Origin of the sequence: Acidiphilium iwatense, from assembly GCF_021556475.1 — a bacterium.
GTDB classification, from domain to species: domain Bacteria; phylum Pseudomonadota; class Alphaproteobacteria; order Acetobacterales; family Acetobacteraceae; genus Acidiphilium; species Acidiphilium iwatense.
In genome coordinates this window covers 21,459-48,081 of record NZ_JAKGBZ010000027.1, presented here as the reverse complement: position 1 = coordinate 48,081, position 26,623 = coordinate 21,459, and the positions used below count along the sequence as shown (strand labels likewise).

Below are 26,623 nucleotides of genomic sequence, written 5' to 3'. Positions count from 1 at the left end.
CCAGACGTGATTCGCTGCCTTGCGTGTTCGATTCGAGACCCACCACCCGCCTCCACGAGTCAGAATCTCTACCCACTCACACGCGTCAACGAATCGCTGCAAGAATTTTGTGACACAGTAAGATTAGAACCTGGACACTGATCGTTCCACCCGCAGCAATGGACGCCTCCGCCCGGTCCGCCTTCACGGCATCGCCCGAAGCGATATATACGAGTACGTTGGTGTCGAAAAAGCTACCGGGCATTCGCCTCGTCTCGGTCAAACTTGAAGTCGGCGGGAAGCCGGCCGCGGAAGGCACGGAGACGCTTCAAAAGCTCTTCGCGCCCAGGTTTTCGCACGACGCCAAGCTGCCGGATGTCTGCGACATGGATCTCGATTTCGTCGCCTTCCCTCAATTCGAGGGCTTCAACAACAGCCGCAGGAAGGCGAACGGCTAGGCTATTGCCCCATTTGGCTACCTGCATGCGGCCCTCAAAAGATACACATCTAGTTAGATGTATATCCATTACCGTACCCGGTCAAGATAATGCGAGCCGGGCTGGGATGACTACCGCCCGATCGGGCCGGCAGGTCGTAAATAAGGTGCAAGGGCGCAAATGAGGCTCATATCGTTTTGGCGGGCTCCTCTGCTATTCTCCGCTGTCGAGCACATGAGCGGACTGACGTGGTCATGCTGCAAGTCCCAGATGTGTCGCGGCTTCAAGGATCAGACGAAACGAGGATCTTGGCACGATGCACTTGGTTCGATAATCATCCACGAAGGGCAGCCATATCTCGTATTTTGCAAATTCCATCCCTTCGGCCGCTTCGAGATGGGTGGCCTTGGCGATGATTTCTGCAAGGATATCAAAGAGTTCTTTGAACTCGACGGTGAGCGCGCCGTGCTTTCAGGTGCAGTTCGAAAGTAGGAAATTCAGAGGCTCCGTTTCTCTTTCGCGAGCTGGACCGCGAACAACCGGTGCGCGTTCTGAGCCCGATTGAGGATCTGGATGCCCTGGTCCATGTAGGAATCGTCGGCGATGCGCTCGCGAAGCGCGCTGATCACGGCATAACCATGCAGCGGCCCTCCTCTGAGGACCGACAACACTTGCGGCCAACCCGTCGCGATTCCCCGCTCCATCCCGGAGACGGGCGCGAGCCGGTCATGCGTCAGTGCGGAAAACGCCGCGCAGGATCAGCCCGCGGCGGCATCCTTCAGCGCCTGCACGTCGATCTTCGTCATCGCCATCATCGCGCCCATCACCCGCTCGGCTTTTCCGGGATCGCCGGTCAGCAGTGCGGGCAGCCCGGCATAATTGATCTGCCAGGACAGGCCGAACCTGTCCTTCAGCCAGCCGCACACATTGTACGACCCGCCTTCGCCCAGCGCGGTCCATAGCCGGTCGATATCCGCCTGCTCGGTGCAATCGACCAGCAGTGAAAAGGCTTCGCTCAGCTTGAAGGCCGGACCGCCGTTGAGCGCGGTGAAACGCTGCCCTTCGAGCTCGAAGCCGACCACCATCACGCTGCCTTTCGGGCCGGCCCCGGCATCGCCGTAGCGCGAGAGATGGGTGATGCGGGAATTGCCGAAGATCGAAACGTAGAATCTCGCGGCGTCCTCGGCATCGGCATCGTACCACAGGAACGGGGTGATCGTCTGAATGGTCATGGTTGTCTCCGGTTTCAAATGGTTCCAGCGAGTGTGACGAGCTGATCGGCGCACTGGCTCCAGCCTCGATGAAAGCCCATCTCCTCGTGGGTCTTCTGTCCTCGGCATTCCAGTGCCGCACCCGCGCGGTGTAGCGCGTCTTGCCGTTCTCGTCGTCGAAGGTGACGATCGCGGTCATGAACGGCTTGCATGAGGTTTTCGGCATCCAGTCGCCGGTATAGGCATCGGTGAACACCAGTCTCTGCCCCGGCACGATGTCCAGGTAGGTGCCGGAGCAATCGATGTCCTGGCCATCGGGCCCTCACATCACGATGCGGTTCACTCCGCCGACCCGCAAATCCACCTCGGCCACTGGGGTGGTGTAGGGCGCGGGCGCAAACCACTGCCTCAGCAGGCCGGGTTCGGTCGCGCGGCCATTCGCTGAAGGAACCCGTCGCGTTCAGCATGATGCTGCCGGTCGCGGATGTCGATGCCGCTTATGGCCGCGCGACCGAAACCGGCTGCACTGCGAGCATGCCGGCCGCCGATATGTTCTGGGACGATCGCTACGGCCAGACCAAGGACCCGTTCGGCGTGATCTGGGCGTTCAACGGGCCGATCAAGCCGCAATTCCGCCCGCATGACAATGGCGCGGCGGCGAGCGCCCAGCCGCCGCGCCAGACCGCAACCGCGAGTTCGGCAACCCCCTCCCTTTTCATCGGCCCCCATTTCCACTGGTTGACAGGATCTGTCTGGTCCTATATCCGCATTCCTAACAATTAATAATAGTTCTCATTCTCATTTGATCGAGCATGAAAGGATTTTCCATGGGTTTGCTTCGGCTGCGGCGTTCCGGTCGATCCGATCGCCTGGTTCAGTTCGTTCTGACGGGTCTGATCGGCGCTGGCATATCGGCGGGGAGCGCGGTCCCTGCCCAGGCCAAAGTCGCGCTGATTCTCTACAGCGCACAGCATCCGCAAGTAGTGGCGATGCTGACCGGGGCGTTCGAGGCAAAAACCGGAATCGCAATCCGGGTCCATAGCGGCGAGGGGCCGGAAGTCGCCAACCAGATTCTGCGCGAGGGAAAAAACTCGTCGGCCGATCTGGTGTTCGTCGAGAATTCGCCGGAACTCACGTTGCTCGATCAGAAGCATTTTCTCGCGCCGATCGCCAAGGCAACGCTCGCGCTCGTCCCGCGCGCCGACAGCGCGGCGGATGGCAGCTGGCTCGGCGTGCTGGAACGGCAGAACGTGCTGGCCTGGAATCCGAAACTGATCCAGCACGCAACCCTGCCCAAGCATCTGCTCGATCTTGCCGCGCCGGCCTGGAAGGGCAAGGTCGCGATCGCGCCGGGCGATGCCGATTTCCTGCCCCTGGTCGGCGCGGTGATCCATGCCGACGGCAAGACGAAAGCGCTGGCCTGGCTCAAGGGCCTCAAGCGCAACGCGAAAATCTACCAGGACGACGAATCGGTGGTCGCCGCGGTGAATCGCGGCAGTGTCGCGACCGGCATCATCAACAACTACTACTGGGCGCGGCTGCGCACCGAGATGGGCCCGGCGCATACCCCGAGCCGGATCGCACATTTCGCGCCAGGCGATGTCGGCAACCTGATCAACGTATCGGGCGCCGGCATTCTGGCATCGTCGCATCACCGGAAGGAAGCGCAGCAATTCCTGGCATTTCTGGTGAGCGCCGAGGCGCAGTCGATGTTCGCGAAAAGCTCGGTGGATTACGAATACCCGCTGCGTCCCGGCATCGCGCCGAACAAGCTGCTCGCACCGATGGACACGTTGCATCCGCCGGCGATCGCGCCCGCGCAACTGGGCAACGACCGCGAGGCGGCGCGGCTGGTGCAACAAGCCGGACTGATCTGATCGCCAGGAGGACCGGGGCGGTGACGTCATTCCGCGCATTATCCGCTGTTCCGCGCCCGCCGCTCGGGCTGGTGCTGATCAGCGCGATTCCGGCAGCGCTGGTTCTGCTGCCGATCGGGATCACCCTGGCGGATGCAGCGGCGGCCGGTGGCCGCCAGGTGATCGATCTGGTCTGGCGGCCGTTGGTGGGCGTTCTTCTGCTCAACACCGTGATGCTGACCGTCACCGCCGCGACATGCTGCATCGCGCTCGGCACGATCGCCGCATTCCTGATCGAACGCACCGATCTGCCGGGACGTTCGGTCTGGGCGGTGCTGGCCGTAGCACCATTGGCGGTACCGGCCTTCGTCGCGAGCTATGCCTGGGTGTCGATCAGCCCCGATCTTGAAGGATTCGGCGGCGCGCTGATCGTCACCGTGTTCGCCTACACGCCGCTGGTCTATCTGCCGGTCGCCGCCGCCTTGCGCGGGCTCGATCCGGCGCTGGAGGATTCCGCGCGGGCGCTGGGCGACACGCCATGGCGCTGCATCCGACGGATCATCCTGCCGCAATTGCGCCCGGCGATACTGGGCGGCGCGCTGCTGGTCGCGCTGAACGCCCTGATCGAATTCGGCGCGTTCGCCCTGATGCGCTTCCGCACCTTCACCACCGAAATCTACGCCGCCTATCGCTCGGGGTTCGACGGCGCGGAAGCCGCCGCACTTGCGATCATCCTGCTGATCTTCTGCCTCGCCTGCCTCGCCGCCGAAGCGGCGCTGCGCCGCGATGCCCATTATGCCCGGATCGGCAAAGGAACGCGGCGACAGGCGGCGCCCTATCGGTTTGGACGCTGGCGATGGGCCGCGATACCGGGTTTCGCCCTGTTCGCCTTCCTGTCGCTCTGCGTGCCGATTCTCACTGTACTGTTCTGGCTGACCCAGCATGGTGCCGCGGCGATCACGCCGGACGAAGCCTCGCCGCGCGCCTTGCTGATGGCGACGCTCAGCACGGTGGAACTCGGGGCAGGCGCCGCCCTGCTCACCCTGATTCTGGCATTGCCCCTCGCCGTCCTGTCCGCCCGCTGGCCGCGTTTCAGGCTGACCGCTCCACTCGAACGCGGCGCCTGGCTGGCCCAGGGCGTGCCGGGCATCGTCATCGCGCTCGCGCTGATCACCGCGACCGTGCGCGCGGTGCCGGCGCTCTACGAAAGCACGCTGCTGCTCCTGATCGCCTATGCCATCCTGTTCATGCCGTATGCGCTGGTCGGCATCCGCGCTGCCTTGCTGCAGGCCGACCGGCGGCTGGAGGAAGCCGCGCGCTCGCTGGGTTCGAACTGGTTCCAGGTGCTGTGGCAGGTTACCGTGCCGCTCGCGGCACCCGGTTTCGGCGCCGCCGCGGCGCTGGTGTTCATCGCGGTGTCGACCGAACTGACCGCGACCCTCCTGCTCGCGCCGATCGGCACCGAAACCCTGGCGATCCGCATCTGGGGCGATACCTCGACCCTCGCCTTCGCCGCCGCCGCACCCTATGCGGCGGTGCTGATCGCCCTGTCGATGACCGCGAGCTGGCTGCTCGCGCGGCGCTTCGGCTTTACGTCCCTACGCGTCGATTTCGGAGACTGACGATGGCCGCTCTCGATATCGGCGGCGTGGTCAAGCGGTTCGGCGCCGGCACGGTGCTCGACCGGGTCGACCTCGCCGTTCGGTCCGGCGACGTGCTGGCGATTCTCGGCGCATCGGGCAGCGGCAAGACCACCTTGCTCCGCCTGATCGCCGGGTTCGACCGGGTCGATGCCGGGTCGATCGCCATCGACGGCGTCGCCGTGGCCAACCCCTCTCTTCATGTACCGCCGGAGCGGCGGCGGATCGGCTATCTTGCCCAGGAAGGTGCCTTGTTTCCGCATCTCTCGGTGGGGCGGAACATCGCCTTCGGCCTCGGGCGCGGCCGGCACGACGCGCGGATCGTCGAATTGCTCGCCATGGTCGGGCTGCCGGCCGATTTCGCCGCGCGCAGCCCGCATCAATTGTCCGGCGGCGAGCAGCAGCGGGTCGCTCTGGCGCGGGCGCTGGCGGCGTCGCCACGGCTGGTTATGCTCGATGAACCGTTCTCGGCGCTCGATGCCACCTTGCGCCAGGATGTGCGCCAGACCGTTGCCACCGCCCTGAAAGCCACCGGAGCGACCGCCATTCTGGTCACCCACGATCAGGCGGAAGCCTTGTCGATGGGCGATCGGGTCGCGGTGCTGCGCGACGGGCGGATCGTCCAGCACACCGATCCTGCGTCGCTCTATCATCGGCCGCGCGACGCGGCCCTGGCCCAGTTCGTCGGCGAGGCGGTGCTGCTACCCGCCATGGCGCACGGCGCGGAGGCCGATTGCGCGCTCGGCACGCTCGCCCTCGCCGAACCGATGCAGGGCGCGGTGACGATCATGATCCGCCCCGAACAGATCCGCCCGGTTCCCGAGGCGACCGCCGGCAGCACGGCGGCACTGATCGAAGCCACGCATTATTTCGGGCATGACGCGCTGATCGAACTGCGCCTCGCCGATGCTGCGGCGCCGATGCTGCTGTCCCGCGTGTTCAGCCACACCTTGCCGCATTCCTCCGGCCGCATCGGCCTTCTGGTCGAGGGCACGGTCGCCGCCTTTCCTGACGCCATCGCAGCGGATTGACCTGGAATCTCGCATGACACAGTCGCACGGTCGTATTTTGCGAATGAGAACTATTGTTAAATACAACTCAAGGAGCGCTCGATGATCCGATTGCCGACCCGCCCTCTGACCATCGCCTGCCTGCTCGCCGGCGCGATCGGCCTCGGCGCCGCCGCGCCGCGAGACCCGTCCTACCTCGCGGGACTCCGCAAGCACGCGCTTCTGACCTCGTCGATTCCGGCGAACGGCGACGAGAATCCCTATTCGCTGGTGGTCGCGCCCGTCTCGGCCGGCGCGATCAAACAGGGCGACGTGCTGTTCGACAATTTCAACAACCGGAAGAATTTGCAGGGAACCGGAACCACGATCATGCAATACGACCCGACCGCCAAAACGACCCGGCTGTTCGCCGACGTGCCGGCCAATCTCGCCGCCTGCCCCGGCGGCATCGGCCTGACCACGGCGATGACCATGCTGAAATCGGGCTGGGTGATCGTCGGCAGCATGCCGAGCAAGGACGGGACCACCAGAACCCTGGGGCGCGGCTGCCTGATCGTGCTCGATTCCAGCGGCAAGGTCGTGAAAACGATCACCAGCCCAGAAATCGACGGCCCCTGGGGCAATATGGCGGTGATCGACCGCGGTACGGCGGCGACGCTGTTCGTCAGCAATATCGGTTTCGGCATGGGCGCGCCGGGGCAGCCGGTCCGGCACAAGGCAACGATCCTGCTGCTCGATCTGGCGATTCCGGCCGGCCAGCCGCCATCGGTCGTATCCTCGACGGTGATCGGCGGTGGTTTCGGCGCGGTCTCCGATGCCGGCGCCTTCGCGATCGGCCCGACCGGGCTGGCGCTTGGCCAAGATGGCACGCTCTATGTTTCCGACGCCGTGGCCAACCGGGTCGTCGCGATCAAGGACGCAGCGATCCGCACCGCCGGCACTGGCACCGGCACCGGCACCGGCACCGGCACAATCGTCACCTCCGGCGGAATGCTGAAACGCCCGCTGGCGCTGGCGATGGCGCCGAACGGCGACCTACTCGCGACCAACGCGCTGAACGGCCAGGTCGTGGAAATCGACCCGCGATCCGGCACCCAGCGCGGCGCGCGATGGATCGACGCCGATGCGGCGCAGACCCCGCCCGGTAACGGCGATCTCTTCGGCATCGCGATGAAGCCGGACGGGTCAGGGTTCTATTACGCGCAGGACGACACCAATACGCTGATGGAGGCGCGCCGATGACCGGGGCGGACGCCCAGCCCGCCGGATCGCGCCGCCGCTTCATCGCCGCCGGCGGCGGCATCGCTGGTGCCGCGCTGGGCGCGAACACGGCGTTCGCGGGCGGCGAGACAAGCGCGCCACGCGCCACGCCGGACGATGCGGCCGAGCCGTTTTTCGGCCCGCATCAGAACGGCATCGCAACGCCGAACCCCATGCAGGGCAGCACCTATTTCGCCGCGCTCGATCTCGCCGCGCTCGATCTCGCCGCCGCCGATCGCAAGCCGGTGATCGCGATGCTCCAAGCCTGGACCGACGCCGCCGAACGCATGACCACGGGCCGCATCGCAGCACCTCCGGCCAGCCCAAACCGCCCGTTCGACAACCTTGATGCGCTCGGTCTCGGCTCGGCACGCCTGACCCTGACCTTCGGGTTCGGCCCCGATCTGTTCATGCTGAACGGCAAGGATCGCTTCGGCCTGGCCGGGCAGCGTCCCGCCGCCCTGGTCGATCTGCCGGTGTTTCCGGGCGACCAGTTGGAAAAACGCCATTGCGGCGGTGCCGTTTCGGTTCAGGCCAGCGCCGATGACCCGCAGGTCGCGTTTCACGCCGTTCGCGAGTTGGTCCGGCTGGCGCGGGATACCGCCATCGTGCGCTGGACCCAGGCCGGGTTCTCCACCGCGCATCGGGTCAATGGCACGGCGCGCAACCTGATGGGATTCAAGGACGGGACGATGAATCCCTCGATCCGCGACGCGAAAACGATGAACGATCACCTCTGGGCGGGTGCCGAGGCGCCGCGCTGGATGCAGGGCGGCAGCTACGCCGTGTTTCGCCGCATCCGCATCGCGCTGGAGCATTGGGACCAGATGACGCTCGGGTTTCAGGAACGCACGATCGGCCGGCACAAGCTCAGCGGCGCGCCGCTCGGCCGTGCCCGCGAATTCGACCCGCTCGACCTGAACGCACAGGACAAGGGGGGCAATCCGGTCATCCCCGCCACCGCCCATGCACGTCTCGGCGCGCCGGAGCAGAACGCCGGCGCGCAAATCCTGCGCCGCGCCTATAATTACAGCGACGGCGCCTCCTTCGTCGCCGAACGATGGCCACCCTGGAAACAGGTGATGGAATATGATGCGGGGCTGATGTTCGTCGCCTATCAGAAGGACCCGCGCCTCGGTTTCATCCCGATGTTCGAGAAAATGTCGCGGCTCGACGCGCTCAATCAATTCACCACCCATGTCGGCAGCGCGATCTTCGCCTGCCCTGGCGGAATTCGCAAAGGCTTGTATATCGGCCAGGCGCTGTTCGAAACCTGACTCGATCTTCCAACATCTCGATAGCAGGAGCGACTGCAATGGGAACACCGTCGTTCGGGCGGTCACGGGCTGATGCGCGCCGGTTCCGCCGCCCCGGCCTCATGGCAGGCGTCACACTCGGCGTTCTGTTCGCCGCCACGGCCCCGGCCGAGGCACAGTCGAATGACGACATCTGGTCGCGCGACACGATGCTGGGTTCGATCGGCGGGCTGCGCACCAAACCCGGCGATTCCGGCATCGTCCTCGGCGGCACCGATACCGAAACCCTGCTCGGCAATGTTTCGGGCGGGGTCAAACGCGGTGCGACGATGCAGGGACTAACGACCGTCACGCTGCGGATCGACACCGCCAAGGCGTTCGGCATCCCGGACGGCATCCCGGACGGCATGGTCAATGTCAGCGCGCTGCAGGTCCACGGCCGCAGCCTCAGCCCCTTCTATCTCGACGATCTGCAGACCGCGAGCGGTACGGAGGCCGACAATTCCACCCGGCTCTGGGAACTCTGGTACGATCAGGGTTTCGATCGCGGCCGGGTCGACGTGAAGATCGGCCAGCAGAGCATCGATCAGGAATTCATCGTCAGCAAATATTCCGGCCTGTTCGTCAACACCATGGCGGGCTGGCCGCTGGTCCCGTCGGACGATCTCTATGCCGGCGGTCCCGCCTATCCGCTGTCCTCGCTCGGCGCGCGGCTGCAATACAAGCCCGCCGACGACGAAACCATCCTGATCGGCGTGTTCGACGACAATCCGCCCGGCGGTCCGTTCAACGACGACCCGCAATCGCGCGATGCCGGCGGGGCCCGCTTCAATACCGGCACCGGCGCGCTGTTCATCGCCGAATTCCAGTATAGTGCCCGGTTGGCGCCAACCCTGCCCGGCACCTACAAGCTCGGCTTCTGGTACGACACCGCGCGCTTCCCCGACCAGGCGGTCGACACTGCCGGCCGCTCCCTCGCCAACCCCGCAGGCACCGGCATTCCGGCGCAGCGCGGGCACGATTACAGCCTCTACGCGGTGGCGGATCAGACGGTCTGGCAATCCAAGGCCAACAAGGCCCGCACGCTCAACGTCTTCGCCCGCGCGATGGGCGCGCCGGGCGATCGCAACCTGATCCAGTATTTCTTCAATGGCGGCGTCACCCTGACCGATCCGCTGCCCGGCCGCGACGACGATGCCGCCGGCATCGATCTCGGCATCGGCAAGGTAAGCAGCGCCGCCGCTGCCTATGACCGTGCCGTCGGCTTCTACACCGGCACACCTTACCCGGTTCGGGGTATCGAGACTCTGATCGAAGCGACCTACCAGATCCAGGTCGCACCCTGGTGGCAGATTCAGCCGGATATCCAGTATGTCGCAAATCCCGGCGGCGGCATCCCCGACCCGGCCGATCCGGCCCGCAAGCTGCGCAACGAGCTGATCGTCGGCGTCAGAACCAATGTGACGTTCTGAACGATCGGATCGTCAGTGAGTGCCGTCGCGCCGGACCAGATCGTCCATATCGGTCGCATGATCCTCCTCGTCCTGGAGGATTCGTTCGAGCATCGTGCTGGTCACCGGATCGCTGTCCCGGAAATACAAGATCAGGTCGCGGTAATATTCGACCACGGACTGCTCGGCAGCCAGGTTCTGGGCGATCATGCCGTCGAGATCGGTGTCGCTCCCATAATCCATGGCCAGATGCGATCTCAGCCCTTTCGGGGCGAAATCCGGCGTTCCGCCCAGTTGCCCAATCCGTTCGGCGACCATCCTGACATGCCTGCGCTCGTCATTGGCCTGTTCCTGGAATTCCGCCCCGACCGGCTCGTCCCGCAACCCCGTCACCGAGACCGACATCATCGTGTAGCGCCAGACGCAGACGATTTCGATCGCGAGCGCCGCCTGCAACAGGCCGATCGCGGCAGCGGAGTTCATACCGCCATTGGCCGCCTTGCGGCCGCCCGCCAGATAATCCTGGGTTCGCGATCGCATCGCCGCGACATCCTTGAGGAAGAGATTATCCGCCGACATGAGGTTTCCGGTCATGGCCATGACTTTCACTGTAACGTCCCGGCAACCGCCTTCGCAATGGGATCGGGACCCAATTCATTATATCGGCAGAAACGGCCCGCTTACAAATGACCCGGCCGGAAGACAATGTCTTGGTTTGAATTTCGGCATGCGTTCCAATCTGGACGCTCGATGACTGATCAGAAAATCAGCGAGCGGTGCACAGCCATGCCGACCGTGACGCCATCGGCGCTTGCCCACGTCACGTTGTGGGCGCCGCGGGTGATGTCGCCGGCCGCATAGACGCCAGGTACTGTGGTCAACTTTGCGGCATCGGTTCGGATGATGGGGCCGAACGGGCTCTCGTCCGTCGCACAGCCGAGTTGTCGCGCGATATCGCTGTTGAAGCGCGTGCGCGTGCCGATAAAGAGCGCGTCCACGCCCGACATTCGCCCGTCGCCAAGTTCGATCGCGGATAGCTGCGAGCCATCGCCGTGCAATCCGCACACCGATGCCGGCTCGATGGCGACGCCGCGCGTCCGCAGCTGGACAAGCGATTCATCGTCGGGATCGGCAGCCCCGTTCAAATAGAGCGTTGTCGGTCCCCATTCGGCAACCAGCATCGCTTGATGGGCCGACATGGGCGAGACATTCAGCACGCCCAATCGCTGTCCGCCGAACTCATAGCCATGGCAGTAGGGACAATGGAGCACGCTGCTGCCCCAGCGTTCGGCCAGCCCGGGAATGGCAGGCAATTCGTCCCGGATGCCGAAGGCGAGCACCAACCTGCTGCTTTCCAGCTTGTGACCGGCTGCTAATTCGACGGAGAAGCCGTCCGGCGTCTTGGCGGCGCTGATTGCTTCTCCGCCGACGAAGGTTGTCGTGGGATAGGCCGCAACTTGCGAGCGCGCGGTGGCGAGCATAGTGCCCGGTGCACTGCCATCCTGCGCAAAGAAGCCATGGGAATGTGCCGCGAAGCGGTTGCGGGGCGATCCTGTGTCGATGACGCAGACCGAACGCCGCGCGCGGGCGATATACATAGCTGCCGACAGCCCGGCGAAGCTCCCGCCGATGATGATCGCGTCATGACGCATGTACAGTCTCCAGATCATGAGAGCCGCCACGGGTAACGAGGCGGCGGTGAAAGTCCGCGCTCAGCATGGCCAGAGTCACTTCGCCAAGGCGCGAAACCAGCAGCGCTTCCGCATCGCGGAAGGTCTGATCGAGGGCGGCATTCACCGCCTGTTCAACGAGGCAGCCGGGCGACTCCGTCCGGTTGCCGATGGCGAAAAGCGATGGGCTGCCGAGTGCTGTGTAGATGTCGCGCAACGTGACCGCTGACAGATCGCAGGTCAGGGTCCACCCGCCGCCATGCCCCTTTTCCGACCGGACATATCCCTGGTCCCGAAGGTCAGCCATGATCCGCCGGATCACCACCGGATTGGTGGCCATCGCCCTGGCCAGGACCTCGGACGTCACGGGACCATTTTGCTCGGCCAGGTGCAGCAGGATGTGGAGCACACCCGACAATCGACTATCGCGTTTCACGCAACTTCATATGTTGCATGAATGCGTAAACGTCAAGGCTTTTGCACAAGAGGCGACAAGAGGCGGATTGATCGGGAGTCAGACCGCGGGCTGCATCGGGGTCGGCGGCACGATATGCCGCACCGACAGACCGGCGATGATGGCTTTCCGCAAACCATCCTCCATCTGCCGTCCGCATCGGCTGAATTCGCCTGAATGCCAGCCGGCCCGATCAGACCTTCGCGCCCCCGATCCGCCGCATCAGGGTGCGGAACAGGCCCGATTTCCAGGTATCCAGCGTGACCGCGAGCAGGATGACCACGCCGATGACCAGAGGCTGCCAGTAGGTATTGAGGTCGAGCACGTCCATCCCCTCGGTGAGGGTGCCGATCACGATCGCGCCGAGCAGCGCCCCGGCCACGCTGCCCGAGCCGCCGAACAGGCTCACCCCGCCCACCACGGCGGAGGCGATGCCGTCGAACAGCGAGGCGCCGGAGCCGGCGGTGGGATAGCCGGAGGCAAGGCGGGCGGCGAGGATGACGCCGGCAAACCCCGCGATGGTGCCCGACAGGGTGAAGCAGAGAATGTCGATGCGCGCGAGATTGACGCCGGCGAGATAGGCGGAGTGCCGGTTGCCGCCCACCGCGTAGACCTTCACCCCGAACGCGGTGCGGCTCAGCACGACATGGGCGATCGCCGCGATCAGCAGCATGATCAGCACGCCGATCGGGATGATTTTCAGCACGTAGCCCTGGCCGAGCGCGTTGAAGGTATTGTCGAAAATCGGGATCGGGTTGGCCTGGGTGACGATCAGCGGAATCGAGGCGGCAACGCCGAGAGTCGCAAAAGTCGTGATGAAGGAGGGAACGTTGACGTAATGGGTGATCGCTCCGTTGATGAAGCCGATCGCCGCCCCGGCGAGAATTCCGGCGAGAATTGCCCCCGGCCAGCCGAGCGGCGTGTGGTTGATCACCACCGCCGCCGCAACCCCCGACAGCGCCTGCACCGCCCCCACCGAGAGATCGATGCCGCCGATCAGGAGGACGAAGGTTTCGCTGACCGCGAGCAGGCCGATGGTGATGGTGTTGACCAGCAGGGTCGAGATATTGCCCACCGTGAGAAAATTGCCGGTGAGCAGTTCCATCCCGCCCATGATGAGGGCGAGGATGATGAAAATGCCGGTCTCCGGCGGCAGGCGGAAGGATTTGCGCGGCGCGGCGGCGCTTGGCGTCGCGGGTGGGGTCGGCGTGGTTTCGGTTCTGGCCATTCCGGTCACCGTTTCAGAGGGACAGGGCGAGAAGCGACTTCGCTTCCGCCTCGGCGCGGGGAATCCCCTGCCCCGCACAGACGCCGTGGCGGAAGACGTGAACGACATCGGCGATTTCCAGAATCTCCTCGATCTCGGAGGAGCAGACCAGCAGCGTATCGCCGGAGGCGGCAAGCTCGCGGATCAAGCCGTGGATTTCCGCCTTGGCGCCGATATCCACCCCCTTGGTCGGCTCGGCGAGCAGCAGGATCCTGCTCTTGGCGGTAACCCATTTGGCAAAAATGACTTTCTGCTGATTGCCGCCGGAAAGCCGCCGGACATGCATCGTAAGTGGCGAGCGGATGGCGAGCCGCGAGGCCATCGCTTTCGCCTGGATGTCGCAGGCATCGGCATCGAACCAGGGACCGCGCGCGAAGCGCCTGATGCTGGCGAGAACGATGTTTTTGCTGATCGTCATGTCCGGGATGAAGCCGTTGCGCTTGCGATCGTCGGTGAGAAAGCCGAAACCGCGCGCCAAGGCCGCGCGCGGCGTGCTGGGGATGTATGGCGTGCCGTTCAGCGTGATCCGCCCGCCGCGCAGCTTGCGAACGCCGAACAGCGCTTCGAGCAGATCGACCTGCCCGGCGCCGGCGACGCCGTAGAGGCCGACCACCCGCCCGGCATGAATCTCCAAGCTCGCGTCAAGGCAATTGCCGGCGGAGAGGTCGCGAATGTCGAGCATTGTGTCGCCGCCGAAGGCCGAGCGCGGCGCGGCTTCGGCAAGAGGCGTCGCCTCGCGGCGATGGCCGGTGATGTAATAGGCGAGATCAGCTTCCGAAAGTTCGCCTCGCTCGGCGTCCAGCGCGATGTCGCCGTCTTTCATCACCACGACATGATCGGCGACCGCCAGCGCCTCGCCGAGCTTGTGGGTGACGATGACCACGCAGGTTCCGGCGGCGGCGAGACGGCGCACGGTTTCCAGCAGGCGGGTGATTTCGCTCGCATTGAGCGCCGATGTCGGTTCGTCGAGCAGCAGGAACCGGCTGCCCTTGTCGAGTGCGATGATGATTTCCAGCATCTGCCGGTCGCCCGGCGACAAGTCGCCGGCCGGCGCATCGGGGTCGGCGTCGAGACCGTGGGCGGCGAGCGCGCGCACCACATGGGCGCGCATCGCCGCACGATCGACCAGCCCCGCCCTGGTGATTTCGCGGTTGAGAAAAAAATTCCGCACCAGCGTCAGGTTTTCGATGATGCGAAGTTCCTGCCAGACCACGGCGATGCCGTGCGCCTCGGCCTCGCGCGGGGTCGCGAAGCCGACCGGCGCGCCGTCGAGCAGAATGGTGCCGCCGGTGGGCCGTTCGGCGCCGCCGAGGATTTTCAGCACGGTCGATTTTCCGGCACCGTTATGTCCGAGCAGGGCGGTGACCCGTCCGGCCCGCAGCGTGAAGCCGATGCCGCGCACCACCGGGGCGGCATCGTAGCGCTTGACGATGCCGGACAGAGCGAGGCTGCCGCCCCGCTCCGCCAGAACCGCGCTCATCAGGGCGTTCTCACGGATAGGCGATTTTCAGCATGTCGTGACAATTCGCCTTGGTGACGCTGTAGGTCTTGGTCAGAACCAGCTTCGGCACGCTCTCGTGATGGAGATATTTGACGATGTTGGCGACCTCGATTTTCGATTCGAGCGAGGGGTCCTGCAGCGCGCCGGCCTTGTAGACCGAATTGTCGCAGATCGCCTGCACCGCCTGCTGGCTGCCGGACAGGCCGATCACCGCGACCTTGCCCGTTTTGTTGGCGGCGCGAATCGCATCGACGGCGCCGAGGCCGCTCGGCGCGTTGATATCGAAAATCACGTTGACGTTCGGGTGCGCGGACAGCATGGCGGCTGTGGCCGACAGGCCGCCCGGCGTAGTGCCCTTGCCGTTCAGGCGGGAGACGACATGAATGGCCTTGTCGCCGTCGATGACCGTCTTGAACCCTTTGTCGCGGTCCTGCACCGAGGTCGCGAACGGATAATCGACCCAGCCGAGCTCGACCGGCGCGCCGTGCAGCGCGGATTTGTCATAGGCGATCACTTCCTTCGCCGCGGTTTCGCCGAGTTCGACATTGTTCGACTGGACGAATTCGACGATATGCCCGCCGGCGCGCTTGAGCGATTTCATGTCGACATTGGTGTCGATGGTGAAGACCGGGATATGCGCATGGTTGGCGGCGAGCACGGCGGAAGACGCCGCGGCGGCGTCCGCCGGCGCGAACATGATGGCGTTGACATGGCGCTGGATGAACGCCTCGATCTGGTTGAGCTGCTGCGCCTCGCTCATATTGCCGCCGTAATAGACCAGCTTGGCGCAATCGGCGGCGGCGTAGAGTTCGGCACTCTTCGCCATGGTCTCGAAATACGGGTTGGTCAGCGTCATCAGCGACATGCCGATGACGTATTTCGGTTTGGCGCAACTTTGCGCGGCTTCAGCGCGCGGTGCGGCGATGCCGAGCGCACCGGCGGCAAGTGCGGCCGCCAGCAACCAGGATTTCGTTGATTTCATGACTGTCTTCCCAGGGTTTATGATCGGAATGGCTTTGAACGCGACATAAGCATGGCCGCGATGTGCCGGGCAACGGCCAAAATAGAACAAAAAATCGTTTGAACCGTTTTTTCAAAAAATCAGTTCTCTTTTGCCGCCGAATTTAGTCGCACCGCGTGCCGTTGCGCAGACGCTCGAGCATCGCGGCCTGCGCGGCCTCCGAATCAATCCCGGCGAGCGACCATGGCTCCGCGCATGACGGCGCGCCGGTCCATGTCTTCGGCCTGTCGCACGGCATCGCCTATGTCGAGCTGCTGACCGGGCTCGAACGCCTGCCGGTGCGTGGCGCGCGCTTCCTGTTCCTGCCGATCAAGGTCAAGGGCTCGTCGGGCGGTCCGGCCGCGCAATCGCCCTGCTCGACGAACCCTGCCGCCGCCGTCAAAATGCACACGACATAACCCATTCGGAGACCATCCACGCCCATGCATATCCTTATCATCGGCGCCGCCGGCATGATCGGCCGCAAACTGACCCACCGGATTCTCGCCGATCGGCGGGTCAGCGATCGCGAAATCACCCGCCTCACCCTCGCCGACGTGGTCGATCCCGCGGTACCGCCCGGCGCGGCAACGGCGATCGAGACGCGCGCCGCCGATCTCTCCTTACCCGGCGTTGCCGAAAGCCTCGTCGCCGCGCGGCCCGACCTGATCTTCCATCTCGCCGGCATCGTCTCCGGCGAGGCGGAGGCCAATTTCGCCAAGGGCTACCGCGTCAATCTCGACGGCACCCACCTCCTGTTCGAGGCGATCCGCGCGGAAGCCGCCCGCGCGCCGTACCGCCCGCGCCTCGTCTTCACCTCCTCGATCGCGGTGTTCGGCGCGCCCTTTCCCGCGCGGATCGGCGACGAATTCTTCACCACGCCGCTCACCAGCTACGGCACCCAGAAAGCGATCGGCGAACTCCTGCTCGCCGATTACAGCCGGCGCGGCTTCTTCGACGGGCTTGGCATCCGCCTGCCGACCATCTGCATCCGCCCCGGCAAGCCGAACGCCGCCGCCTCCGGCTTCTTCTCGAACATCCTGCGCGAGCCGCTGATCGGCCGGGAAGCGGTGCTGCCGGTTTCAGAGTCGGTGCGCCACTGGTTCGCGAGCCCGCGCGCCGCAATCGGCTTCCTGATCCATGCCGCGACCCTCGATCTCGGCCGCGTCGGCCCGCGCCGCAATCTGAATCTTCCCGGCCTGTCAGCAACGGTCGGCGAAGAGATCGAAGCGCTCCGTCGCGTCGCCGGTGACAAGGCCGCTTCCCTCATCCGCCGCGAAGCCGATCCGGTGATCGAGCGCATCGTCTCCGGCTGGGCGACGGATTTCGACGCGCGACGCGCGCTCGCGCTCGGCTTTCGCGCCGAAACCTCGTTCGATGAGATCATTCGCGCGCATATCGAGGACGAGCTTGGCGAAAACATCTGACAGGGCCCGCCGGTTCGTATATTACGAAATAAATTGACATCGATAATTTTTGTAATATAACTCGCTCCCGACACCGGGAACCTCGCCATGTATACCCAAGGCCTCAACGCGGCGGACAAGGCGCCGCCCGCCATCGAAGACGCCGGCCGTCTCGGCGCTTTCCAGGCGCGGATCGACGCCGAGCAGAAAATCGAGCCGAACGACTGGATGCCGGAGGCCTATCGCCGCACCCTGATCCGCCAGATCGCCCAGCACGCGCATTCGGAAATCGTCGGCATGCTGCCCGAGGGCAACTGGATCACCCGCGCGCCCAGCCTGCGCCGCAAGGCCGCGCTGCTCGCCAAGGTGCAGGACGAAGGCGGCCATGGCCTCTATCTCTACGCCGCCGCTGAAACCCTCGGCGTCGCGCGCGAAACCCTGGTCGAGCAATTGCTGAGCGGCGGCGCCAAATATTCCTCGATCTTCAACTATCCCACCCTCACCTGGGCGGATATCGGCGCGATCGGCTGGCTGGTCGATGGTGCCGCGATCATGAACCAGATTCCGCTCTGCCGCTGCTCCTACGGCCCCTATGCGCGCGCGATGATCCGCGTCTGCAAGGAGGAAAGCTTCCACCAGCGCCAAGGCTACGAGATCATGACCGTGCTGGCGCGCGGCACCACGGCGCAGCGCGCCATGGCGCAGGACGCGCTGGATCGCTGGTGGTGGCCCTGCCTGATGATGTTCGGCCCGCCGGACGGCGAAAGCCAGCATTCGGACGCATCGACACGCTGGAAGATCAAGCGGTTTTCCAACGACGAGCTGCGCCAGAAATTCGTCGACGCCACGGTGCCGCAAGGCCATTATCTCGGCCTGAGCTTCCCCGACCCCGCGCTCCGGTTCGACGAAGCGACCAGCCATTGGCATTACGGCGCGATCGACTGGGATGAATTCCGTGCCGTGCTGCGCGGCGACGGCCCGTGCAACCGCGACCGCCTCGCCGCGCGGAACCGCGCCCATGAAAATGGCGCCTGGGTGCGCGAGGCGGCACTCGCCTTCGCCGAAAAGCGCCGGCGCAAGGCGGCGGCATGACCCTCACGCCACTCTGGGAAGTGTTCGTGCGCAGCCGCAACGGGCTCGCGCACAAGCATGTCGGCTCGCTGCACGCCGCCGACGCCACCCTCGCCCTCGCCGCCGCGCGCGATCTGTTCACAAGACGCAACGAGGCGATGTCGGTCTGGGTGGTTCCCTCGAACGCCATCACCGCCTCCGACCCCGACGATGCGGCGATGCTGTTCGAGCCGGCGGAAAGCAAAATCTACCGTCACCCTTCCTTCTACGAGGTGCCCGACGATGTCGGGCATATGTAAGGCCCGATGGCCACCACAAGCATCGCCGTCGTCGATGACAGGCTGTTTGCCGCCGTTCTCGCCCGTGCGGACGATGCGCTGATCCTCGGCCATCGCCTGTCGGAATGGTGCGGCCATGCGCCGATGCTGGAAGAGGATCTGGCGCTGGCCAATATCGCGCTCGACCTCATCGGTCAGGCGCGCTTACTCTATGAGTATGCCGCCACCATCGAGAACGCCGGTCATACGGAAGACGATTACGCCTACCGGCGCGATCCGCACCAGTTCCGCAATATTCTGTTAGTCGAACAGCCGAACGGCGATTTCGCGCACACCATTATCCGGCAATATCTCTACTCCGCTTTCGCCCATGCATTCTGGCAGGCAATGACAAGCTCGGCCGATGCCGCGCTCGCCGCCATCGCCGCGAAATCGGTCCCCGAATCCGCCTATCATCTGCGCCACGCCGCCGAATGGACGATCAGACTCGGCGACGGCACCGAGGAAAGCCATCGCCGCGCGCAGGACGCGCTGGATGCGCTGTTTCCCTATACCGGCGAGATGTTCGCGATTCCCGAAACCGAAACGGACCTCATCGTCGGCGGCATCCTGGCCGATCCCGCAACCATCCGTCCCGCCTGGACCGCATCGCTCGATCGGATTCTCGCCGAAGCCGGACTCGCGAAACCACAATCCACCTGGATGCAGAGCGGTGGGCGGCGCGGGCGGCATTCCGAACATCTCGGCCATTTACTTGCGGAAATGCAAATCCTGCCGCGCTCCTATCCCGGAGCGATCTGGTGAGCACGCCGCAACCAACCCTGCGCGATCGCGCCTGGAGTGCCGCCGCCGCGGTGCCCGATCCCGAACTCCCGATGCTCACCATTGCCGAACTCGGGATCTTGCGCGGCGTGGAACTGGTGGATCGGTTCGTCGAAGTGACCATCACCCCCACCTATTCCGGCTGCCCCGCGATGGCGGCGATCGCGCTGGATATCGAACGCGCCTTGCACGAAGCGGGCATCGAAAACACCCGCATCCGGCTCGTGCTGGCGCCGGCCTGGACCACCGACTGGCTGACCGACGAAGCCCGCGCCAAGCTCGCCCGTAACGGTATCGCCCCGCCTGGTGCGCGCGGCTCTAACTGCCTGTTCGACAATACCCCCGTCCCATGCCCGCGCTGCGAGTCCAATGCCACCGAACGCATTGCCGAATTCGGCGCCACCGCCTGCAAATCCATCTGGCGCTGCACCGCCTGCCGCGAGCCCTTCGACCACTTCAAATGTCACTAACCTTCTGACAATGACCGCCCCGCGCTTTCATCCGCTCACCGTCGCCGATATCCGGCACGAAACCCCGGACGCCGTCTCCGTTGCCTTCCGCATCCCCGATCATCTCAAAGCCGATTATCGTTTCGCTCCGGGCCAATACCTCACCCTGCGCGCGATAATCGACGGCGCGGAACAGCGCCGCGCCTATTCCATCTGCTCCACGCCGGAGGACGGCGAATTGCGCATCGCCGCCCGCGAAATCGCGGAAGGCTCGATGTCGCGCCGGATCAACCGCGATGTCGCCGCCGGCGATATCATCGAGGTGATGACCCCGACCGGCCGGTTCGGCGCGATCCCGCCCGCGACCGGCCCGCGCAATGTCGCCGCCTTCGCCGCCGGTTCGGGCATCACGCCGGTCATCGCGATCATCCGCGCAATCCTCGCGCGCGAACCCGAAAGCAGCGTCTTCCTCGCCTACGGCAACCGCTCGGCCGATTCGATCCTGTTCCGCGACGCGCTGTCCGCCCTGAAAGACCGCTATACCGGCCGGTTTTCGGTGGTCCATATCCTTTCGCGCGAGGAGCAGGACATCCCGATCCTGAACGGACGGCTCGACCGTGCCAAGGCCGCGCGCCTCCTCGGCCATATGGCCGGCACCCCGGTCGATCATGTCTTCATCTGCGGTCCCGAGGGCATGATCGCCGAGGTCGAGGTGGCGGCCCTCGATCACGGCATCGCGTCCGAGGCCATCCATGTCGAGCGTTTCGTCTCCGCGCTCGGCGGCGCGCCGCGCGCGGCACCCAAGCGCGCCGAAACCGCCATGCCGGGCATGCAGGTCACGATCATTTCGGACGGCAAGCGCCGGAGCATCGATGTCGCGCACGGCGAAGCAGTGCTGGACGCCGCCCTGCGCGCCGGGCTCGACCTGCCCTATGCCTGCAAGGGCGGCATGTGCTGCACCTGCCGCGCCCGCGTGGTCGCGGGGGCGGCCGCCATGGCGGTGAATTATTCGCTGGAACCGTGGGAATCGGCCGCCGGATTCGTTCTGACCTGTCAGGCCAGGCCGATATCCGACGGCACGGTTATCGACTTCGATCAGGTCTGATCAAGCCGGCCGGCGCCACCAGCCGCGCTTGCGCTCCGCCTGCGGCGCCTCTGCCGCACCGATCACCACGGGCTGCACCGCGGGTGAAGGCGCGGGTTCGGGCTCATGTGCGGGCTCCGGCGTTTGCGCCTCGGCCGCTTCGGCAACCGGAACCGGCTCGGGCACGCGCTCCGGCTCGGATTCCGGCGCGGGAGCGGCCTCGGCAACCGTCGCGGGCGCCTGCGCCGCCGCCGCGGCGCGCGACGCGCGGCGCGGCTTCGGTGTGCGCGCCTCGGCCTGTTCGGCCGCCTCGAAGATGTCCGCGATATCGGTAAAGACCGGCAGAACCGGCTCCTGCACCGGCGACGCTTCGGCATCCGAACCGGCGCGGCGGCGACGCACCGGGCTGCGCGACGCACGCCGCTTCGGCTTGGCATCTTCCGGCTTGGCCTCCTCGGATGCCACATCGACGGCCGATTGCGGCGCGGCCTCGACAATCTCGGCCGCAGGTGCGACGTCCGGCGTCACCGCCGCCGCGCTCGCCGGCTCGGAGCGCACCGCCACCGGCTGACCCAGCCGTGCCGCGAATTCCGCCGGAATTTCCGGCACATCCGGCTGATCGGCGCCCGGCGCGGGTGCGGCATCCTCGCGCCGTCCGCCGCGCCGCCGCCGCCGCCGCCGACGTCGGCCGCGCTCACCCTCATCCGCCTTGCCGCCGGCCCGCGAATCGGCGGCCTCGCCGGCAACACCTTCCTCGTCCGGCTCCTCATCCTCGTCGGCAACATCCGCCACCGGTTCGGCCGCGTGTGCGTCAATCGCCACCGGCGCCTCGGCCTGGCGCGGCGGCGCGGTCTGCGCCCGCAGTTTCTCGATACGGAATTCGGACGGCACCGCGCCATCGGCTGCGAAACGCACCTGCATCCCGAACCGCGCCTCGGTCGCCGCCAACTGGGTGCGCTTATGGTTGAAAATATACAGCGCCACGTCCGGCGCCAGATGCACCGCGATTTCGGCGGCCTGCCGCGCCGCCTCATCCTCGATACCGCGCAGAACCGCGAGCGCGGTACTCGCCGTGCTGCGCACATGGCCCAGCCCGGCGCAATGCGGGCACGGGATCAGCATGGTCTCGGCCAGCGACGGGCGCAGCCTTTGCCGGCTCATTTCCAGCAGCCCGAAATGGCTGATGCTGCCCACCTGGATGCGCGCGCGATCGGTCTTCAGCGCGTCCTTCAGCTTGCGCTCGACCATGCTGTTATGCTTGCGCGCCTCCATGTCGATGAAATCGACCACGATCAACCCGGCCAGATCGCGCAGCCGCAACTGCCGCGCCACCTCCTCGGCGGCTTCCATGTTGGTGCGCAGCGCGGTGTCCTCGATATTGCGCTCGCGCGTCGAGCGCCCCGAGTTCACGTCGATCGCCACCAGCGCCTCGGTCTGGTTGATCACCAGATACCCGCCGGAGCGCAACTGCACGGTCGGCTGGAACATCTGGTCAAGCATCTGCTCGACATTGTACTTGGCGAACAGCGGCTGGCGGTCCTGCCACTGGAGCACCTTCTTCACATGGGTCGGCATCAGCATGCGCATGAACTCGCGCGCGGTGCGGAACCCCTCGTCCCCCTCGATCAGCAGCGTATCGACATCGCGGGTATAGACATCGCGGATCGTCCGCTTGATCAGCGTCGCTTCCTCGTACACCAGCGTCGGCGCGACCGAGGCAAGCGTCCGCTCGCGGATATCGTCCCACAGCCGCAGCAGATATTCGCAATCGCGCTTGATCTCGGGCTTCGGCCGGTTGGCGCCGGCGGTGCGCACGATCATGCCCATCCCGTCCGGGATGTCGAGTTCCGCCATCACCTCCTTGAGCCGCTTGCGATCGGCCGCCGAGGTGATCTTGCGCGACACCCCGCCGCCATTGGGCGAATTCGGCATCAGCACGGAAAACCGGCCCGCGAGCGAGATATAGGTGGTCAGCGCCGCCCCCTTGCTGCCGCGCTCCTCCTTGACCACCTGCACCAGAATGATCTGGCGCCGATGGATCACCTCCTGGATCTTGTAGGACCGCAGCGTGCGCATCCGCCGCCGCTCGCGCGCCTCGTCCGCCGCGTCCTCGCCGCCCACCTGCTCGGGCGGCTCGGCCCGTTCGACTTCTGCTCCGTCATCCGCCGACGCTTCGGCCGCCGGCTCGGCCTCCCCCGCCGCACCCGAGACACGGTCGGGTTCAGTCTGCCCGGATATCTGCTCGCCGCCACGCTCGACGTCGTGATCCGCGGCATGATCGGCCTGCGGCGGCGCGTCCTCGATCGCGATTTCGGTTACCGTCGGCGCGGTTGCCGCGTGCAGCGGGGCCGTGCGCGGTTGCGCGTCCTCGGCATCCTCGGCCTCGATCCGGCGGCGCGCTTCCTCGGCCTCCATTTCCAGCAGCTTCTGCCGGTCGGCGACCGGAATCTGGTAATAATCCGGGTGAATTTCCGCGAACGCGAGAAACCCGTGCCGGTTCCCGCCATATTCCACGAAAGCCGCCTGAAGGCTCGGCTCCACGCGGATCACCTTGGCGAGATAGATATTGCCCTTGATCTGTTTCTTGTCGGCGGTCTCGATGTCGAAATCGTCGAGCCGGCTACCGTCCAGCACGACCACGCGGGTTTCTTCCGCGTGGCTCGCATCGATGAGCATGGTCTTGGTCATTGAAGGAAAAACTCCTGCGCGCCGGCAGCGGGACCGGAGGGTCGCCAGGGTACGGGCGCGGGTGATGGGTTGTGAAAAGAGTCGGGCTGAAGAGCCGGGGCGCCTGGTCGCGACCGGCGCCGGATGGGTGGGCGCCAGCTTGAATGGGTGCGACAAAAAGCGCGATCATCGGTCCTTATCTCGTGGGGCGGCACATACCCGATCCGGCAGCGCTGCCCAGGGTGGTTTGCCCCGTTCGGCCGAAATCGACGCGCACGGTGCGGAAAGGATCAAAAGGCCGCGCCGGTCGGATTGAACTCTGGCGCCGAACCTCTTGAATATCGATGTAATGGCGCAAACGCCCGCGCGGCGCAAGGCCGCCGCACCCCGCCGCCGCGCTTTGCCGGATCGCGCGGCTGGCCTTATAGGGGGACTGGCTCTAGTATCCCGGTTTGGAAGTTCGTCGGTGCCGGCAAAGGCGTTCTACGACCTTCCAAATCGGGAGGACCACTAGCAAACATATGATTCCAGTGTGGTTTTTGGTTCTGAAGTTCCTAAAATCGCCACCGCGAGTACACAGGAACTTCAGAACCACCACACTGGCGTAGAGGCTTCACGATGCCGGATACCGACTCCTATTTCCGCGCGGCGCGCGCCCTGATGGTCGACAGCCAGGTGCGCCCCAACAATATCATCGACGACCGCATCGTCACCGCGATGCGCACGCTGCGCCGCGAGCGGTTCGTCCCGGCTTCGCTCGCCTCCCGCGCCTATGCGGACACCGAATTGCCGCTCGGCGGCGGACGGGTGCTGCCGCCGCCGCTGACCATCGGCAAGCTCGCCCATTTCGCCGCCATCCGCCCCGGCGAGCGCGTGCTGGTGATCGGCGCCGGCACCGGCTATGGCGCAGCGGTGATCGCCTCCTGCGGCGGCGCGGTGTTCGCCTTGGAAGACGATGCTGCATTGCGCGCCATCGCCGAACAGGCGTTGTCCGCCGAAGCGCCGGAGGTGCGGCTCGTCGCGGGTCCGCTGGCCGGGGGGGATACGAAACACGCCCCGTTCGACCTCATCGTGATCGAGGGCGGTGTCGAATTCCTGCCCGACACCCTGACCACCCAGCTCGCCCCCGGCGGCCGGCTGATCGCGATCCTGTACGAACGCGGGATCGGCCGGATCGTGCGTGCCGAGCCGAGCGGCGATGGTTTCGCCCATCGCGCCGTCGCCGATTGCCATGCCAGCCCGCTCACCGCCTTCCGGCGCAAGCCCGAATTCGTATTCTGATGATCCGTCATTCCGATCCGACGACATTCTCTGCGAGGAAGCCCATGCGCCGCCGATCGACCGCTCTCTGCGCCGTAATCCCCGTCGCCGCGCTCATCGCACAGCCCATGGCACTGGCCGCAGGCAACGCGCCGCGCTCCGCCCGCCCTGCCACGCTCACCCAGGCGCTCTCCGAGGCCTATGCCGACAACCCGACGCTGCAGCAGCAGCGCGCCAATCTGCGCGCGACCGACGAAACCGTGCCAGCCGCCCTCGCCGGCTGGCGCCCGACCGTGGAAATCCAGGGCACCGCCGGGCGGATCACCGGCACCAGCCAAGAAGCCTTTCCCGGCACGAATCCGTTCACCGGCCAGTCCACTCTCACCCGCGCCACCCTGCCGCAGTCGCGCAACGAGGCGATCGGCCAGATCACCGTCACCCAGCCGATCTTCAAGGGCGGCGCCACCGTCGCCAAGACCCATCAGGCGAAGAACGACGTCTATGCCGCCCGCGCCCAGTTGCTGGCGACCGAGCAGAGCGTGTTCACCAAGGTGGTGCAGGCCTTCGTGACCGTCATCACCGACCGGCAGTTGCTCTCGCTCGACATCAACAACCGCAAGGTCCTCGGCCAGCAGCTTCGCGCGGTGCAGGATCAGTTCAATGTCGGCGAAATCACCGAAACCTCGGTCGCCCAGGCCAAGGCGGCACTCGCCGGCGCGCAGGAACAGGTCGAGGTCGCGCGCGGCAATCTCCACATCGCCGACGAAACCTTCCGCCAACTGGTCGGCGCCTATCCGGCGCGCCATCTGGTACCGCCGCAGCCGCTCGTCCTGCCGATCAAGGACAAGGCCGACCTGGTCCGGCAGGCGATGCTGAACAACCCGAGCGTGGTCGCCGCCCTGTTCACCCAGGCGGCGAACCAGGACGCGGTGGATGTCGCGGTCGCGGCCCTCGCGCCGCAAATCTCGGTGTCCGCCTCCGCCTTCGACGAATCGAACCCGAGCGGCCCGCATTCGCGCACCACCGGCGGCCAGGTGCTCGCCAACCTCACCGTGCCGCTCTACCAGGGCGGCTCGGAATACGCGGCGATCCGCCAGGCGCGCGACAAGGTGCAATTTGCCATCGCCGGGGTGATCGACGCGCGCCGCACCGCCGTGCAATCGGCAACCCAGGCCTATGAAGGATTGATCGCCTCGAAAGCGGCGGTGCGCAGCACCGACGCCCAGATCCGCTCCGACGCGATCGCGCTCGACGGCACCGAACGCCAGGAAATCGTCGGCACCCGCACCACGCTCGACGTACTGAACGCCCAGCAATTGCTGCTCAACGCGCAGACCACGCAAATCCAGAACATCGCCAACGTGGTCGACGAATCCTACGCCATCGCGGCGGCGATCGGCCGGCTGACCGCGACCGACCTCGCTTTGCCGGTCACCCATTACGACGATCTGAAATACTACCGCTCGGTGAAAGATGCCTTGTTCGGCAACGGCAACGCGGCGTATCAGGAAGCCGGGATCACGCCGGACGGCCGCCTGCTGAACGAGCCGGCGGCAACGGCGGCGATGGCCCCAGCCGCGACCAAATAGGAGCC

The 26,623-nt window shown here is 65.7% G+C and carries 27 protein-coding genes and 1 pseudogene; 17 read left to right on the top strand and 11 right to left on the bottom strand.

Annotated features, from left to right (window positions below):
- Window positions 1-233 precede the first annotated feature (233 nt).
- Entirely contained in the window at window positions 234-464 is a 231-nt protein-coding gene (locus tag L2A60_RS13420) for an AbrB/MazE/SpoVT family DNA-binding domain-containing protein (RefSeq protein ID WP_235704924.1), read from the bottom strand.
- Window positions 465-650: 186 nt separating this feature from the next.
- On the opposite strand from L2A60_RS13420, the gene L2A60_RS13415 reads away from it, so the two are divergent.
- Window positions 651-908, top strand: a complete 258-nt coding sequence (locus L2A60_RS13415; RefSeq protein WP_235704923.1) for a hypothetical protein — start codon at window positions 651-653, stop codon at window positions 906-908.
- Window positions 909-913: 5 nt separating this feature from the next.
- Here L2A60_RS13415 and L2A60_RS13410 read toward each other — a convergent pair whose 3' ends face one another.
- From L2A60_RS13410 to L2A60_RS20910, 3 genes and pseudogenes are all read right to left on the bottom strand, one after another.
- Window positions 914-1,120, bottom strand: a complete 207-nt coding sequence (locus tag L2A60_RS13410; RefSeq protein WP_235704922.1) for a hypothetical protein — start codon at window positions 1,118-1,120, stop codon at window positions 914-916.
- 54 nt (window positions 1,121-1,174) lie between these two features.
- Window positions 1,175-1,648, bottom strand: coding sequence for a VOC family protein (locus L2A60_RS13405; RefSeq protein ID WP_235704921.1), 474 nt, complete (start codon window positions 1,646-1,648; stop codon window positions 1,175-1,177).
- Window positions 1,649-1,757: 109 nt separating this feature from the next.
- Window positions 1,758-1,934 (bottom strand): annotated as a pseudogene (locus L2A60_RS20910) (SRPBCC domain-containing protein); the annotation flags it as partial.
- A gap of 158 nt (window positions 1,935-2,092) precedes the next feature.
- Between L2A60_RS20910 and L2A60_RS13400 the strand changes: the two are divergent.
- From L2A60_RS13400 to L2A60_RS13370, 7 genes are all read left to right on the top strand, one after another.
- Complete coding sequence (locus L2A60_RS13400; RefSeq protein ID WP_235704920.1) at window positions 2,093-2,410, top strand: VOC family protein; 318 nt, start codon at window positions 2,093-2,095, stop codon at window positions 2,408-2,410.
- Window positions 2,411-2,454: 44 nt separating this feature from the next.
- Entirely contained in the window at window positions 2,455-3,504 is a 1,050-nt protein-coding gene (locus tag L2A60_RS13395; protein WP_235704919.1) for an extracellular solute-binding protein, read from the top strand.
- Between the two features lie 20 nt (window positions 3,505-3,524).
- Window positions 3,525-5,105, top strand: coding sequence for an ABC transporter permease (locus tag L2A60_RS13390; protein WP_235704918.1), 1,581 nt, complete (start codon window positions 3,525-3,527; stop codon window positions 5,103-5,105).
- Window positions 5,106-5,107: 2 nt separating this feature from the next.
- Window positions 5,108-6,154: an ABC transporter ATP-binding protein gene (locus L2A60_RS13385; RefSeq protein WP_235704917.1), complete on the top strand. Its 1,047-nt coding sequence runs from the start codon at window positions 5,108-5,110 to the stop codon at window positions 6,152-6,154.
- Window positions 6,155-6,235: 81 nt separating this feature from the next.
- Window positions 6,236-7,375 carry an NHL repeat-containing protein gene (locus L2A60_RS13380; protein WP_235704915.1) on the top strand — a complete coding sequence of 380 codons (1,140 nt, stop codon included), beginning with the start codon at window positions 6,236-6,238 and terminating at the stop codon, window positions 7,373-7,375.
- Window positions 7,372-8,670: a Dyp-type peroxidase gene (locus L2A60_RS13375; protein WP_235704914.1), complete on the top strand. Its 1,299-nt coding sequence runs from the start codon at window positions 7,372-7,374 to the stop codon at window positions 8,668-8,670. The genes L2A60_RS13380 and L2A60_RS13375 overlap by 4 nt, the downstream gene beginning before the upstream one ends.
- 38 nt (window positions 8,671-8,708) lie before the next feature.
- On the top strand, window positions 8,709-10,121 hold the full coding sequence (locus L2A60_RS13370) for a carbohydrate porin (RefSeq protein ID WP_235704913.1): 1,413 nt from the start codon (window positions 8,709-8,711) through the stop codon (window positions 10,119-10,121).
- A 12-nt stretch (window positions 10,122-10,133) separates the two neighbouring features.
- On the opposite strand, the gene L2A60_RS13365 is transcribed toward L2A60_RS13370, so the two are convergent.
- From L2A60_RS13365 to L2A60_RS13340, 6 genes are all read right to left on the bottom strand, one after another.
- A complete protein-coding gene (locus L2A60_RS13365; protein ID WP_235704912.1) occupies window positions 10,134-10,694 on the bottom strand; it encodes a ferritin-like domain-containing protein in 561 nt (186 codons plus the stop codon).
- Window positions 10,695-10,858: 164 nt separating this feature from the next.
- Entirely contained in the window at window positions 10,859-11,752 is an 894-nt protein-coding gene (locus tag L2A60_RS13360) for an NAD(P)/FAD-dependent oxidoreductase (RefSeq protein WP_235704911.1), read from the bottom strand.
- Entirely contained in the window at window positions 11,742-12,206 is a 465-nt protein-coding gene (locus tag L2A60_RS13355) for an Rrf2 family transcriptional regulator (protein WP_235704910.1), read from the bottom strand. Before L2A60_RS13355 ends, L2A60_RS13360 begins: the two co-directional genes overlap by 11 nt.
- Window positions 12,207-12,417: 211 nt before the next feature.
- Window positions 12,418-13,452 carry an ABC transporter permease gene (locus tag L2A60_RS13350; protein ID WP_235704909.1) on the bottom strand — a complete coding sequence of 345 codons (1,035 nt, stop codon included), beginning with the start codon at window positions 13,450-13,452 and terminating at the stop codon, window positions 12,418-12,420.
- Window positions 13,453-13,465: 13 nt separating this feature from the next.
- Complete coding sequence (locus tag L2A60_RS13345; protein ID WP_235704908.1) at window positions 13,466-14,971, bottom strand: sugar ABC transporter ATP-binding protein; 1,506 nt, start codon at window positions 14,969-14,971, stop codon at window positions 13,466-13,468.
- A 10-nt stretch (window positions 14,972-14,981) separates the two neighbouring features.
- The gene (locus L2A60_RS13340; RefSeq protein WP_235704906.1) at window positions 14,982-15,974 is read right to left on the bottom strand and encodes a substrate-binding domain-containing protein; all 993 of its coding nucleotides are present in this window, start codon (window positions 15,972-15,974) and stop codon (window positions 14,982-14,984) included.
- Between the two features lie 155 nt (window positions 15,975-16,129).
- On the opposite strand from L2A60_RS13340, the gene L2A60_RS13335 reads away from it, so the two are divergent.
- The 7 genes from L2A60_RS13335 to L2A60_RS13305 all read left to right on the top strand — a co-directional run bounded on the left by L2A60_RS13335 (window position 16,130) and on the right by L2A60_RS13305 (window position 21,123).
- The gene (locus L2A60_RS13335) at window positions 16,130-16,411 is read left to right on the top strand and encodes a cyclase family protein (protein ID WP_235704905.1); all 282 of its coding nucleotides are present in this window, start codon (window positions 16,130-16,132) and stop codon (window positions 16,409-16,411) included.
- A 24-nt stretch (window positions 16,412-16,435) separates the two neighbouring features.
- A complete protein-coding gene (gene denD, locus L2A60_RS13330) occupies window positions 16,436-17,419 on the top strand; it encodes a D-erythronate dehydrogenase (RefSeq protein ID WP_235704904.1) in 984 nt (327 codons plus the stop codon).
- A gap of 87 nt (window positions 17,420-17,506) precedes the next feature.
- Window positions 17,507-18,490, top strand: a complete 984-nt coding sequence (gene paaA / locus L2A60_RS13325) for a 1,2-phenylacetyl-CoA epoxidase subunit PaaA (protein ID WP_235704903.1) — start codon at window positions 17,507-17,509, stop codon at window positions 18,488-18,490.
- Window positions 18,487-18,768 carry a 1,2-phenylacetyl-CoA epoxidase subunit PaaB gene (paaB, locus tag L2A60_RS13320; protein ID WP_235704902.1) on the top strand — a complete coding sequence of 94 codons (282 nt, stop codon included), beginning with the start codon at window positions 18,487-18,489 and terminating at the stop codon, window positions 18,766-18,768. Before paaA ends, paaB begins: the two co-directional genes overlap by 4 nt.
- Before the next feature lie 6 nt (window positions 18,769-18,774).
- Window positions 18,775-19,551 carry a 1,2-phenylacetyl-CoA epoxidase subunit PaaC gene (gene paaC, locus L2A60_RS13315; RefSeq protein ID WP_235704900.1) on the top strand — a complete coding sequence of 259 codons (777 nt, stop codon included), beginning with the start codon at window positions 18,775-18,777 and terminating at the stop codon, window positions 19,549-19,551.
- A complete protein-coding gene (gene paaD / locus L2A60_RS13310; protein WP_316044780.1) occupies window positions 19,548-20,039 on the top strand; it encodes a 1,2-phenylacetyl-CoA epoxidase subunit PaaD in 492 nt (163 codons plus the stop codon). Before paaC ends, paaD begins: the two co-directional genes overlap by 4 nt.
- A gap of 10 nt (window positions 20,040-20,049) precedes the next feature.
- Window positions 20,050-21,123 (top strand): 2Fe-2S iron-sulfur cluster-binding protein, encoded by a 1,074-nt coding sequence (locus L2A60_RS13305; RefSeq protein WP_235704898.1) that lies wholly within the window; start codon window positions 20,050-20,052, stop codon window positions 21,121-21,123.
- Here L2A60_RS13305 and L2A60_RS13300 read toward each other — a convergent pair whose 3' ends face one another.
- Window positions 21,124-23,790, bottom strand: a complete 2,667-nt coding sequence (locus L2A60_RS13300) for an Rne/Rng family ribonuclease (RefSeq protein WP_235704897.1) — start codon at window positions 23,788-23,790, stop codon at window positions 21,124-21,126.
- Between the two features lie 597 nt (window positions 23,791-24,387).
- Between L2A60_RS13300 and L2A60_RS13295 the strand changes: the two genes are divergently transcribed.
- Both L2A60_RS13295 and L2A60_RS13290 read left to right on the top strand, forming a co-directional pair.
- A complete protein-coding gene (locus tag L2A60_RS13295; RefSeq protein WP_235704896.1) occupies window positions 24,388-25,050 on the top strand; it encodes a protein-L-isoaspartate O-methyltransferase family protein in 663 nt (220 codons plus the stop codon).
- A 107-nt stretch (window positions 25,051-25,157) separates the two neighbouring features.
- On the top strand, window positions 25,158-26,618 hold the full coding sequence (locus L2A60_RS13290; RefSeq protein WP_407932557.1) for a TolC family outer membrane protein: 1,461 nt from the start codon (window positions 25,158-25,160) through the stop codon (window positions 26,616-26,618).
- The last annotated feature ends 5 nt before the right edge of the window (window positions 26,619-26,623 follow it).